Origin of the sequence: Mesorhizobium sp. SP-1A (assembly GCF_032460275.1) — a bacterium.
GTDB lineage: Bacteria > Pseudomonadota > Alphaproteobacteria > Rhizobiales > Rhizobiaceae > Mesorhizobium.
The window spans coordinates 1,406,094-1,418,669 of record NZ_JAVXZD010000001.1; the positions used below are offsets into that span (position 1 = coordinate 1,406,094).

12 protein-coding genes are annotated in these 12,576 nt (G+C 64.1%); 7 read left to right on the forward strand and 5 right to left on the reverse strand.

Going from position 1 to position 12,576, the window contains the following annotated elements:
• Window positions 1-22: 22 nt before the first annotated feature.
• The gene (locus QU595_RS06850) at window positions 23-1,813 is read right to left on the reverse strand and encodes a chloride channel protein (protein ID WP_315920066.1); all 1,791 of its coding nucleotides are present in this window, start codon (window positions 1,811-1,813) and stop codon (window positions 23-25) included.
• A gap of 149 nt (window positions 1,814-1,962) precedes the next feature.
• On the opposite strand from QU595_RS06850, the gene QU595_RS06855 reads away from it, so the two are divergent.
• Entirely contained in the window at window positions 1,963-2,400 is a 438-nt protein-coding gene (locus QU595_RS06855; protein ID WP_315920067.1) for a helix-turn-helix domain-containing protein, read from the forward strand.
• A 44-nt stretch (window positions 2,401-2,444) separates the two neighbouring features.
• On the opposite strand, the gene QU595_RS06860 is transcribed toward QU595_RS06855, so the two are convergent.
• Window positions 2,445-4,340, reverse strand: a complete 1,896-nt coding sequence (locus tag QU595_RS06860; RefSeq protein WP_315920068.1) for an ABC transporter ATP-binding protein/permease — start codon at window positions 4,338-4,340, stop codon at window positions 2,445-2,447.
• Between the two features lie 418 nt (window positions 4,341-4,758).
• Here QU595_RS06860 and QU595_RS06865 point away from each other — a divergent pair, with 418 nt between their 5' ends.
• Window positions 4,759-6,132: a class II 3-deoxy-7-phosphoheptulonate synthase gene (locus QU595_RS06865; protein WP_315920070.1), complete on the forward strand. Its 1,374-nt coding sequence runs from the start codon at window positions 4,759-4,761 to the stop codon at window positions 6,130-6,132.
• 88 nt (window positions 6,133-6,220) lie between these two features.
• Here the strand turns inward: QU595_RS06865 and QU595_RS06870 are convergent, their stop codons facing one another.
• On the reverse strand, window positions 6,221-7,288 hold the full coding sequence (locus QU595_RS06870; protein ID WP_315920072.1) for a GGDEF domain-containing protein: 1,068 nt from the start codon (window positions 7,286-7,288) through the stop codon (window positions 6,221-6,223).
• A 298-nt stretch (window positions 7,289-7,586) separates the two neighbouring features.
• Here QU595_RS06870 and QU595_RS06875 point away from each other — a divergent pair, with 298 nt between their 5' ends.
• Together QU595_RS06875 and QU595_RS06880 are read left to right on the forward strand one after the other, a co-directional pair.
• Window positions 7,587-8,006: a GFA family protein gene (locus QU595_RS06875; protein ID WP_315920074.1), complete on the forward strand. Its 420-nt coding sequence runs from the start codon at window positions 7,587-7,589 to the stop codon at window positions 8,004-8,006.
• Between the two features lie 72 nt (window positions 8,007-8,078).
• Window positions 8,079-8,438 (forward strand): diacylglycerol kinase, encoded by a 360-nt coding sequence (locus QU595_RS06880; RefSeq protein ID WP_315920076.1) that lies wholly within the window; start codon window positions 8,079-8,081, stop codon window positions 8,436-8,438.
• Between the two features lie 2 nt (window positions 8,439-8,440).
• On the opposite strand, the gene QU595_RS06885 is transcribed toward QU595_RS06880, so the two are convergent.
• Both QU595_RS06885 and QU595_RS06890 read right to left on the reverse strand, forming a co-directional pair.
• Window positions 8,441-9,031, reverse strand: a complete 591-nt coding sequence (locus QU595_RS06885; RefSeq protein WP_315920078.1) for a DedA family protein — start codon at window positions 9,029-9,031, stop codon at window positions 8,441-8,443.
• Window positions 9,028-9,603 (reverse strand): DUF1003 domain-containing protein, encoded by a 576-nt coding sequence (locus tag QU595_RS06890; RefSeq protein ID WP_315920080.1) that lies wholly within the window; start codon window positions 9,601-9,603, stop codon window positions 9,028-9,030. The genes QU595_RS06885 and QU595_RS06890 overlap by 4 nt, the downstream gene beginning before the upstream one ends.
• A gap of 79 nt (window positions 9,604-9,682) precedes the next feature.
• Here QU595_RS06890 and QU595_RS06895 point away from each other — a divergent pair, with 79 nt between their 5' ends.
• The 3 genes from QU595_RS06895 (at window position 9,683) to QU595_RS06905 (ending at window position 12,557) form a co-directional block, all read left to right on the forward strand.
• The gene (locus tag QU595_RS06895; protein ID WP_315920749.1) at window positions 9,683-10,396 is read left to right on the forward strand and encodes a DNA-3-methyladenine glycosylase I; all 714 of its coding nucleotides are present in this window, start codon (window positions 9,683-9,685) and stop codon (window positions 10,394-10,396) included.
• A 65-nt stretch (window positions 10,397-10,461) separates the two neighbouring features.
• Window positions 10,462-12,144: an NAD+ synthase gene (locus tag QU595_RS06900; RefSeq protein WP_315920081.1), complete on the forward strand. Its 1,683-nt coding sequence runs from the start codon at window positions 10,462-10,464 to the stop codon at window positions 12,142-12,144.
• Between the two features lie 11 nt (window positions 12,145-12,155).
• Entirely contained in the window at window positions 12,156-12,557 is a 402-nt protein-coding gene (locus QU595_RS06905; RefSeq protein ID WP_315920083.1) for a GNAT family N-acetyltransferase, read from the forward strand.
• The last annotated feature ends 19 nt before the right edge of the window (window positions 12,558-12,576 follow it).

Here is a 12,576-nt window from a genome sequence, read left to right on the forward strand (position 1 = left end):
AACATCGTCGGCGCGACGGCTTTCAGTCGGCGTTGCGGGTGGAGCCGCGCTTGTCGAAACGGAAGAAACGCGCGCGCTCCCGCTCCTCCGCCCTGGTCCGGTTGCGCACCCGCATCAGGTCTTTCCAGCCGACATAACCGATCAGCCGCTGGTCCTGCCTCGAGACGACCGGCAGATGCGAGACGTTGGCGATATCCAGCTTGTCGGCCAGCCCTTCCAGATATTCGTCCGGGTAGGCGAGCGTGATCTTGCCGTTGGCCAGCAGTTCGCCCAGCGTGGCGTTGCGGTGATGCCCGGCCCGGCGCCAGCGCAGGATCGCGGGCGGATCAATGAGCCCGAGCACATGGCCGCTTGCGTCCACGACCGGGAAGCTCGGGTGGCGGGTGTCGGGCGCGGTGAGGAAACGGGCCGCGGCGTGCAGCGTCATCGCTGCCGGGACGGTCTCGACGGCGGTGGTCATCACATCGCTGACCCGGGTGAGCGCGAAGGGATCGACGCGATATTCGCGGGTGAGGTGGACGCCGCGCCGCGCGATCTTCTCGGTCAGGATCGAGCGTTTCATCACCAGCACGGTCGTGGAATAGGCCACCACGCAGGCGGCGGTAAGCGGCACCAGGACATGGCTGTTGCCGGTGACCTCGATGGCGAAGAATGTCGCCGTCAGCGGCGCTCCCATGGTCGCCCCCATGGTCGCTGCCATCGCCAGCAGCGCCCAGAAGCCGGGATCGGCGGCGGGGAGCAGGCCCGCCATCGCCGCCCCCATCGCCCCGCCGATGATGAGCAGCGGCGCAAGCACGCCGCCCGAGGTGCCGGACCCGAGCGCGACCGACCAGATGACGCCCTTGACGACCAGAAGCAGCAGCGCGCTTTCGACCAGGACATGGCCGTCCAGGAAGCGGGCGATATTGTCGTAGCCGACGCCGAGAGCGTTCGGCTCGATCAGCCCGCCCAGTCCGACGACCAGGCCGCCGATCATCGGCCACCACATCCAGTGGATCGGGAGCTTGGCGAATCCGTCCTCGCAGGCATAGACGAGGCGCGAGAGGCAAACCGCCAGTATTCCTGAACAGAGGCCGATGAAGGCCCAGCCGAACAGGCCGACCAGCGAGAAATCCATTCCGCCGTGAAACGGGAACAGCGGCGAGGGCAGGTGGAGCATCGTGCGCTCGACCTCCGCCACGATGGCCGCGACCGCAACGGGAATGAAGCTGCGCGGCGTCCATTCGAACAGCAGCAGTTCGACGGCCAGCATGATGGCGGCGATGGGCGTGCCGAAGACCGTCGTCATGCCCGCGGCCGCGCCGGCCACCAGCAGCGTCTTGCGTTCGGTGTCGCTGACCGGAAGCGCCTGCGCGATCAGCGAGCCGATTGCGCCGCCGGTCATGATGACTGGCCCTTCGGCGCCGAAGGGGCCGCCGCTGCCGATGGAAATAGCCGAAGACAGCGGCTTCAGGATCGCGACCTTGGCGCTGAGGCGCGAGCGGCCGAGCAGGATCGCCTCCATCGCCTCGGGAATGCCGTGCCCGCGGATCTTCTCGCTGCCGTAGCGCGCCATCAGGCCGATGACCAGCGCGCCGGCAACCGGCAGCAGGACGGCCCAGAGGCCCAGCGGCGTGTCGGCGAGCTTCAGGTCTTCGAGCGTGAAGCGGCCGAAATAAGCGAGATTGGTGACGAGCCGGATCAGGTGCATCAGCGCGATGCCTCCGCCCACGCCCGCGGTGGCCACCACGATCGCGATCGCGGCGATCACCAGAACACGCGCATCGGTGGTGAAATCGCGCAGATGGTGCTGGTCGGCTTGGGGATGTTTCATCCTGATCTGTCTTCTTTCGGCAGGCGGGCTTCGGCTATGCTGGGCGACGTGCGGACGATCGGCCGGCAGGCAATCCAAAATGCTTGTTGCGGCCCGTCCTCTATCGTAACACGATATAAATTCAAGGCGCTTTCGCGTCGGGAGCTTTGATGGATATTGAAAAATCGGCTGAGGGCGGCCGTCTGGAGATCACGCAGGCCGACTACCAGGCGCTTTCGGAGTTCAGATACCTGATCCGCCGCTTCCTGGAGTTCAGCCAGAACGCGGCGCGCACGGTGGGTCTTCAGCCGCGCCAGCACCAGGCGCTGCTGGCCATAAAGGGCTATCCGGGCGGCGGGCCGGTGGCCATCGGGGACCTGGCCGAGCGGCTGCGCATTCGCCATCACAGCGCCGTGGAACTGGTGGACCGCCTGTGCGAGGCAGGGCTGGTCGAGCGCCGGCACGACAAGGAAGATCAGCGGCGGGTGTTCCTCGCGCTGACACGGCAGGCTGACGACCACCTGCACCGGCTTTCGGCCGTCCATCTGGACGAATTGTCCCGTATCGAGCCGATGCTGACGAAGGTCCTGTCCCGCCGCCGCGAATGATGGCCGGCCGGTTGTGCATCCGCCGGGAATGATCCCGGCGCCGGTCAGTTCCTGTTCGAGGCCCTGAGGCGAAGCCGGGGGAGGCGAAGCCAGTGGTCGTCCGCCACCGGGGGGCTGGTGAGGATTTTCGTGATCTCCGCCGGCAGGCTCGGCGCGAGCGCCTTCTTGGTGGCCACGCCGTCGGCGATCGACAGCACGCTGTGATAGAATTCCTGGCCGTTGGCCGCGCGCGGCGGGGTTGCTTCGTGCATGACGCTGATGACCGCCACGTCCGGGCAATTGTCCTTGATGACCTGATGGAAAGCCACCTTGCCTTCCGGGTCGAGCGCTCCGGTGGCTTCGTCCAGGAACAGGAAGCCCGGCTGCTGGAGCAGGATGCGGGCGACCACCAGCTTCTGCTTCTGGCCGCCGGAAAGCACCTGTTCCCAGATTTTGCCCTGATGCTCTTCGGAACCGAGATGCTCGATGAATTCGCCCAACCCTGCCTTGTGAAGGGCGGCGGCGGTTTGTGCGTCGCTGTAGCTGCCGGGGCTCTCCGGCAGGCAGACGAGTTCCTTGAGCGACAGCGGAGGCAGCTTGACCTCCTGCGCGGCATAGAAGGTCTTGATGCCGTCCGGGAACACCACCATGCCCCGGCCATATGGCCACAGGCCGTTGATGGCCTTGATCAGCGAGGTCTTGCCGCAGCCGGATTCGCCTTTGAGGAAGGTCCATTCGCCGGGGCGGAAACGCAGCCGCTCGCTGGCCAGGAACGGCTCCGAATCGTGGCCCCTGTGCGTCAGCTCGAGATGCTGGATGGTAAGGCCGAACACGGGGTTCTGCCGGGCGTAGATGAATTCGGACTTGCCTGTCTGGCGATAGAATTCGGCCGGCTGCTGCACGTTCTCGATCGCTTGCGCGAGCTCCGTCACGCGATGGCTGTTGGCCCGCAGCGTGGCGATCGCCGGCATCACGTGGATGAACCAGGAACATTGGCTGATCAGCGAATTGACCAGTTCCGCGCCGGTTATGTAGCCCTTGAGGTCGAGCCGGTTATGGATGAAGGGCACCAGGCCCGGCCCGTAGGCGACGATCCTCGCGCCGATGAAATTGTAGACGAGCTCGAACGCGGCATAGCTGGTGTTGACGACGTTCAGCCGGCCCCAGGTGCTGTCTATGTCCTTGTACAGCCGGCCATGCATGGCCTTTTGCACGTCCTCTCCGCGCGACGCGGCAACGTGGAAGGAGCGGCGCAGGAAGGTGGTCAGCTCGCCGCGATAGGTGCCTTCGGCGCGCTGCATGTGCACGTTGAGGCGCTCCAGCATGCCGCCGAGCTTCGCGGCGATCCAGGTGTTGAGCGGCACGTAGGCGGCCACCGCCACCAGCGCCAGCACCGCGCTGCCGTAGTCGCCCAGGAATTCCAGCCCGGCCACTTCGGTGGAGGTTTCCAAGAGCTTCTGGCCGACGAAGAAGACGGAAGTGGCGACCGCCATCACGCCCATGGCCAGCCCTATGGCGCCGCCGGTCAGGTCCTTGATGGATTCCTGCACCCGCTGGTCGATATTGTCGGGAGCCCCGTCCGCGGTGCCGTGCTGGGCATGGAAATGCGTATGGTTGGCGTCGAGCAGGGCCTCGTTGAAGCGGCTGTCCAGCCAGCCGCGCCATTTGCGGTGCAGCGTTGTGGAGACCAGCATCCGCGAGCCGGTGATGCCGGCATCCTTGAAGACGACCAGCAGGACCAGCCATCCCGCATCTTCCAGAAGCCTGCGGAGCGGGTTGGTGTTTGCGGCGTCGTGGAAGAAGGCGATGGAGTTGACCAGTTCGCCCGAAGCTTCGGCGAACCAGACGCCGGCCTTGCTGGACAGGGCGGTGATCAGGGCGATCACGGCAGCCAGCAGCCATGCTTCCGCCCATTTTTCGGAGAACCAGTAGGCCCGCATCAGGCCCCAGAAGCTGCGCATCGAGGAGACCGCCGTTCTGTGTTGCGGCCGATCTGCGCCGCTGGAGGTCTTCTTCAGCATTGAATGCGGTGGTCTGCCGACCCGAATCACTGTCCGCCCAAACCTTTTTCGTTTTGTTACGGATCGTAACACCAATTGATCACTTTCAGTTAATATTCTCTGACGTAGGCGGCTCGGGAAATCGGGTGACGTTGCCGCCACGCCACACGTGTCGCTGCGGAAGATCAAATTGCCGATGCCTACCGATGGCGGATTATTCGTGCGGCGATACGGCTTAGCGGCCGCACGAATCCGGACTAGAATGGAAAGACGGCTTCATGTAAGGAGCGCAGTCCCCATATGAGGACAGGTTTGCGGGTAACGATGCCCGCGTAGCGAGCCCGGAGAGCTTCCGGCCAAGAGAGCATTGGGTACGACGATGACGAAATGGGCCCCGAATTCGTGGAGAACGAAGCCGATCAGCCAGGTTCCGGCCTATCCGGACGTGGATGTGCTGAAGAGCACGGAGGCCCAGCTTGCCAGCTTTCCGCCATTGGTTTTTGCAGGCGAGGCACGCAAGCTGAAGAAGCAGCTTGCCAGCGTGGCTGCCGGTGACGCATTCCTCCTCCAGGGCGGCGATTGTGCCGAGAGCTTCGCCGAGCATGGCGCGGACAACATCCGCGACTTCTTCCGCGTCTTCCTCCAGATGGCGGTTGTGCTGACCTTCGCCGGCTCCCAGCCGGTGGTGAAGATCGGCCGTGTCGCCGGCCAGTTCGCCAAGCCGCGCTCGTCCGACAACGAGACCAAGGGCGAGGTGACGCTGCCGAGCTATCGCGGCGACATCATCAACGGCATCGAGTTCGACGCCAAGGCGCGCATACCCGATCCGCAGCGCCAGGTGATGGCCTACCGCCAGGCCGCCGCGACGCTGAACCTGCTGCGCGCTTTCGCCCAGGGCGGCTATGCCAGCCTGGAAAACGTGCATCGCTGGATGCTCGGCTTCGTCTCCGACAGCCCGCAGGCCGAAAAATACGAGTCGCTCGCCAACCGCATCACCGAGACGATGGACTTCATGAAGGCCGTCGGCATCACTTCGGAGACCAACTTCGCGTTGCGCGAGACGGACTTCTACACCAGCCACGAGGCGCTGCTGCTCGGCTACGAGGAAGCGCTGACCCGCGTCGATTCCACGACCGGTGACTGGTACGCAACGTCGGGCCACATGATCTGGATCGGCGACCGCACGCGCCAGCCCGACCACGCGCATATCGAGTACTGCCGCGGCATCAGGAACCCGCTCGGCCTGAAGTGCGGCCCGTCGCTGACCCCGGATGGGCTCATCGAACTGATCGACCTGCTGAACCCGGAAAACGAGCCCGGCCGGTTGACCCTGATCGCCCGCTTCGGCGCCGACAAGGTGGCCGATCACCTGCCCAAGCTGGTCCGCGCGGTGGAGCGGGAAGGGCGTTCGGTGGTGTGGTCGTGCGATCCCATGCACGGCAACACCATCACCGCCGCCGGCTACAAGACCCGGCCGTTCGACCGCATCCTCAAGGAGGTGCAGACCTTCTTCGACGTGCATCGTGCCGAGGGCACGCATCCGGGCGGCATCCATATCGAGATGACGGGCAAGAACGTCACCGAATGCACCGGCGGCGCGCGTGCCATCACCGCCGAGGAATTGCAGGATCGCTATCACACCCATTGCGACCCGCGCCTCAACGCGGATCAGGCGATCGAACTGGCGTTCCTGGTTTCGGACCTGCTCAAGAAGAGCCATTCGGTCCAGCACAAGCAGGCCGCCAACGGCTGATCGCGGCATCCGCATAATACGAAAGCGCCGGGGCAACCCGGCGCTTTTTTCATGCAGGAAACCGCATGGCGGCCGTGGCGAACCCCGGTCAGTCCTGTTTGTACAGCATCCAGTTCTTGCCCGACCTCCCGCCCATGGTGGAATGGCGCGTGACGCGGTTTCGTCCATCGATCTTGGAGCGATAGAGGGCGCTGTCGGCCTTGGTGTAGAGGTCTTCCGGGCCTGTCGCTTCGGAAGCCATGCAGATGCCCATGGAGATGGTGACCGGGCCGCACTCCATGTCCTGGCCGATCTGGAACCGGCTCTGTTCGATCAGCAGCCGGAAGCGTTCGGCGATCTCGAAGGTGTAGTCCTCGCTCACGCCCTCGACGATGATGGCGAATTCCTCTCCTCCGGTGCGCGCCACGAACATGCCCGGCACGGCGCTGCCGTGGAAGATGTTGGCGATGCTCTTGATGACCTTGTCGCCTGCCGGATGGCCGAAGCGGTCGTTGATGTCCTTGAAGCGGTCGATGTCGGCCAGGATCAGCGCGTTGAACAGGATGCCCTTGTTGCTGCTGTAGATGCGCGCGATCTCCGTGTCGAAGGCGCGGCGGTTCCACACATGCGTCAGCGGGTCGGTGTCGGCCAGCCGCTTGTATTCCTCGAGCTTCGACTTCACCGTCTCCAGTTCGGCCGTCTTCTCCGTCAGCGCGTTCGCGACGTACCGTCCCCGTTCGATGGTGGAACTGGTGGCATTCGAGACGGCGCTGACGATCTTTTCCAGCAGTTCCCGGGAAAGGGCGCTCCGGTTCTTCAGGCCGCCCGACGTCTCGTCGAGGATCTTGCCGTATTTTTCCACATGCGACCGCTCGGCCCTGAGCAGCGTCGCAACCTCTTCCAGTTCGTGCGCCAGCACGTCGCGGGCATGCTCGACAATGCCGCGCCCATGGTTCTGGGCGAAGAATTTTCGACCGATCAGGTCGAGTTCGTCCTGCGTCGGCCTGTTGCTCAGTGCGATCACCGAAAGGCTGAGTTCCGGATTGCTGCCGGCGAGGGCCTCATAGAAGATCTCGTAGTTGCGCGGCAATCCCATCACGCCGAGCTGGCGCATCATGGTGACGACGGTTGTGGCGATGTCCGTGCTTCGTTCGAGCGGAGCAGCAGCCGGCTGCATATGGATACCTCAATGGCCGATTCGTCGGCATTCGCCTTCGAACCCGGGCAGGGGATCGCCTTGACGGGATTGCAGCATCCAGGACGCACCCCCTTTTTGCATCCTGTGCACGCATCAATATAGCTGTGTTCGCGCTAAAGTTTTCTTAATTGCGAACCTGTCGCGCAACGTCTCTACTTGCTGAAACGGCTCGATATTTCCCTGTCAGGTAACATTGTTTCCGCCAGGTTACGTCGCAATCATCTTATCGTTGTCTGCCGATGAGATGCGAAGCGTTGTTTTGATAGAGGAGAAGCTCATGACGGACGTTCGAAACGGCTCGTGTCTATGCGGCGCGGTGCAATTCATCACCCGCGGCCCGGTGCGCGGCGTGATCTATTGCCATTGTTCGCAATGCCGCAAGCAGACAGGGCATTATTTCGCTGCGACGAACGTCAAAGATGCCGAGATGGATGCTCGGGGCACGGACAATGTGACGTGGTTCGCAGCCTCGAACTTCGCCAGGCGCGGCTTCTGCCGGACCTGCGGGTCGGTCTTGTTCTGGAAGCGCAACGGCTCCGACACGACTTCGGTGCTTGCGGGCAGCTTCGACACCCCGACCGGCCTGAAGGGCGAGGAGCACCTGTTCGTCGCCGACAAGGGGGACTATTACGAAATCGAAGACGGGCTGCCGCAATTCGGGCGCTCGTCGCCTTCGATCGAGGTTGCGGAGGACTGAAGGAAAAGACATAAGCCCTGCGTCCACCACGAGGGCAGGCGCGGCGCCTGCCGTTCACGCAGGGAGCAGGCAATGAAGCGGCTTATCAGCGCCTTTCGCAATTCCGTGCGGGCATTTCGTCGCCTGGCAGGGAGCGAGGCGGCGTTCCAGCAGGAATTGATGCTTCTGGCGCTGGCGCTGCCGCTCGGCTGGTTCGTCTCCACCTCGTGGAGCGGGTATGCGCTGCTGATCGGCGCGGTGCTGGTCCTCATCATGGTCGAGGTGCTGAACACGGGCATCGAGGCCGCCTGCGATGCCTTCAGCCGCGAATTCAATATCGATATCCAGCTTGCCAAGGATTGCGGCTCGCTCGCCGTGCTCATCTCCATCCTGCTGGCCGGCGGCGTCTGGATCATCGCGATCGCGCAACGCATCACCGGCCTGCCGGTCTGAATTCAGTCGCCTTCCCTGGCCCGTTCGCGTCTTGCCACCCGATGGCCGATGAAGACCGCCACGACGATCACGGCGACGCCGATGCCGAGCGCGATCAGCAACCGCTGGTGAAGAAGCAGGCTGCGGCCAATGATCTGCTCCGCGCCGAGTCCGAACACATAGCCGATGGTGCTGAAAAGCAGCGCCCACACCAGCGACGACAAAGCGTTGAGCGCGATGAAGCGCCAGATCGGAATGCCGGAAAGTCCGGAGGCGATGCCGCCGACGAGGCGCATGCCGTAAATGTAGCGGTTCGACAGCACGAAGATGTTCGGGTGCGTTCGCACCGACTGGTAGGCGTGGCTGAAGCCTGGCCGCTTGCGCAGGCGGCGCACCCAGCGATGCTCGGCGAAGCTGTGGCCGAGGAAGAAGAAGAACGTATCGCCGGCGAACGCGCCCAGGAAGGCGGCGAGCACCGTCTGCCAGACGATGAAGACATGCTGGTGCGCGAAGAAGCCGCCGAGGATCGCCGCGCTCTCGCCTTCGGCCACGCAGCCGAGGAAGACCGCGATCAGCCCGTATTGTTCGACCAGGCGATGGATGGTGTCCGTCATCGCTTGCCTTTGGCGGCGTCGTGCAAGGCCGACAGGCGGCCTTCCATGCTTTCGACTCTCTGCGATATCCTCGCGATGTCCTCGCACATTCCCATGATCTGGCTGTGGCGCATCTCGTCCAGCTTTTCATGCAGCGCCATGATCTCGATCTCGGCCTTGAGGTTGACCTCGTAATCATGCGCAGCGTCGATGCGGTCGCGCTGGGCCTGCCGGTTCTGCGACATCATGATGACCGGCGCCTGTATCGCCGCCAGCATCGACAGCACCAGGTTGAGGAAGATGAACGGGTAGGGGTCGAATGCGTCCTGCCGCAACAGGTAGACGTTTCCGACGGCCCAGAGCACCAGGAAGCCGAGGAAGCCCAGGATGAACGACCAGGAGCCGCCGAAGCGGGCGATGCCGTCGGCAAGACGTTGCCCCAGGGTGAGCTGCTCCGCGTAGGTCTCGTTCGTGTCCCTGGAGATGGTCTTGCGCTCGATGGCGCTCTGCAAAACGCGGTGCTCCAGCATGGAAAGACCGTCCGACCGGCGCTTCAGCCAGCGTTTGGCCAGGTCCTCGATCGACTTGTTCATGGGGATCTCCGTATCGTTCGTGCTAGAGGTAAAGGCAGTCGTGACGCGTGGGAAGGGCTCGCCGGTGAACGAGGATCACATGATCGATTTCCAGAAGATCCGTGCACGGGCCGCTTCCCGAAAGGGCGGTGACAACGTGCTGGCGTCCCTGCTCGGCGCCGCGCCGGACAATGCCAGGCTCGCGGCCATCGCGGACGACCGCATCCTCTCCACCATGGCCGAACGGGTCTTCGCCGCCGGCTTCGTGTGGAGCGTCATCGAGCAGAAATGGCCCGGCTTCGAAGAAGCGTTCCTCGGTTTCGAGCCCAAACGGCTGCTGTTCCAGCCGGACGATTTCTGGCACGACCTCGCTTCGGACAAGCACATCGTGCGCAACCCGCAGAAGATACGCGCGGTGAGGGACAACGCCGCCTTCGTGGAGCGCGTGTCGAAGGAGCACGGTGGCTTCGGCAGGTTTTTGGCCGAATGGCCGGCCGACGACCAGATCGGACTGACGGCCTATCTTGCAAAGAACGGCAGCCGGCTCGGCGGCGCCACGGCGCAATATCTGCTGCGCTGGCTGGAATGGGACGCCTACGTCCTCTCGAACGACGTGGTGGCGGCGTTGCGCGATGCCGGCCTCGACATCGCCCAGAGCCCGACCTCGAAGCGCGATGCGGAGAAGGTGCAGAAACAGATCAACGAATGGGCGGCGCAGACCGGGCTGCCGCGCAAGCACATATCGCGCATCCTGGCCATGTCCATCGGCGAGAACAGATCGCCCGAAACGATGCAGCGCTACACCAGCGCATGATGGACCATGACAATGCCGGGCCGAACGCCATTGCCGGCCGCGCCCGCCCACGCTAAACCCTCGCCATGACGAAGAAATCCGTTCCCGATACGCTGCGCATAGCCGTCGCCCAGCTCAACCCGACCGTTGGCGACGTCGCCGGCAATCTCGCCCGCGCCCGCGAGGCGCGCGCCGATGCCGCCCGCCAGGGCGCCGATCTCGTGCTCTTCACCGAATTGTTCCTCGCCGGCTATCCCCCGGAGGATCTGGTGCTGAAGCCGGCCTTCCTGAAGGCGTGCGAGCGCGCGGCGGAACAGATCGCCGCCGATACGGCGGACGGCGGGCCGGGCGTCATCATCGGCACGCCGCTGAAGCGCAAGAGCGGCACGCACAATTCAGTCATCGTGGCGGACGGCGGCAAGGTGATCGCCGAGCGCTTCAAGGTCGATCTGCCCAACTATGGCGAGTTCGACGAGAAGCGCGTGTTCCAGCCCGGCCCCGACCTGCCCGGACCGGTGAATTTCCGCGGCGTCAGGCTCGGCATTCCGATCTGCGAGGATATCTGGGGCGATCTCGGCGTCAGCGAGACGCTGGCCGAAAGCGGCGCCGAAATCCTGCTGGTGCCGAACGGCTCGCCTTACTACCGCAGTAAGGCCGACGTGCGCCAGCAGGTCGTGATCAGGCAGGTCATCGAAAGCGGTCTACCGATGATCTATGCCAACCAGCTCGGCGGGCAGGATGAACTGGTGTTCGACGGGGCGTCCTTCGCCATCGCGGCGGACAAGTCGCTCGCCTTCCAGATGAGCCAGTTCGAAGAGACGCTTGCCGTCACGACATGGAAGAGAGCCGATCACGGCTGGGTCTGCGCCGAGGGACCGATGTCGAAGCTGCCGGAGCGCGAGGAGGCGGATTACCGCGCCTGCATGCTCGGCCTGCGCGACTACGTCAACAAGAACGGCTTCAAGAACGTGGTGCTCGGCCTCTCGGGCGGCATCGACTCGGCCATCTGCGCCGCGCTCGCCGTCGATGCGCTCGGCGAGGAGCGGGTGCGCTGCGTGATGATGCCCTATCGCTACACCTCCAGCGCGTCGCTCAAGGATGCCGAGGATTGCGCCCGCGCGCTTGGCTGCCGCTACGACATCGTGCCGATCCATGAGCCCGTCGAGGGTTTCCAGCACGCGCTGACCCAGCTTTTCGAGGGCACGAAGGAAGGCATCACCGAGGAGAACCTGCAGTCGCGCGCGCGCGGCACTATCCTGATGGCGATCTCCAACAAGTTCGGCTCGATGGTGGTGACCACCGGCAACAAGTCGGAGATGTCGGTCGGCTACGCCACGCTTTATGGCGACATGAACGGCGGCTTCAATCCCATCAAGGACCTCTACAAGATGCAGGTCTACGCCCTGTCGCGCTGGCGCAACGGCCACGTGCCGCCGACCGCGCTCGGCCCCTCCGGTGAGGTGATCCCCGTCAACATCATCGAAAAGGCGCCTTCGGCGGAACTGCGCGAGAACCAGACCGACCAGGATTCCCTGCCGCCCTATCCGGACCTTGACGATATCCTGGAATGCCTCGTCGAGAACGAGATGGGCGTCGACGAGATCGTCGCGCGAGGTCATGATCGGGCAACGGTAACGCGGGTCGAGAACCTGCTCTACGTTGCCGAGTACAAGCGCCGGCAGGCGGCGCCGGGCGTGAAGATCACGAAAAAAAACTTCGGCCGCGACCGTCGCTACCCGATCACCAACAGGTTCCGGGACAAGGGCTGAGCCCGGTATCGATGAGCAGAATCGAGATAAGTTTCGATCCGGCGCATCTCGACTTCGACAGGACTTCGGACCTGATCAAGTCGTCCTACTGGGGGCAGGAGCGTACCGACACGCTCAACCGGCGCGCTTTTGCCAACTCGATCTGCGCCATTGCCCTGATCGAGGGCAGGCAGGTGGGTTTCGCCCGCGCTTCCGGAGACCGCGCCGTCTTCGCGCGCATTTCCGATGTCATCGTCTGGCCCGAACATCGGGGCAAGGGCGTCGGCAAGGCACTGATGGGGGCGCTGCTCGGCCACCCGGACCTTGCGACGGTCGGCAGCTGGACACTCAGCACCAGCGATGCACACGGCCTGTACAAGCAGTTCGGCTTCGTAGCGGCCGACTCCGGCCTCGATATGCAGATGAGGCGGTAGTCGCCACTGCGGCCGTATG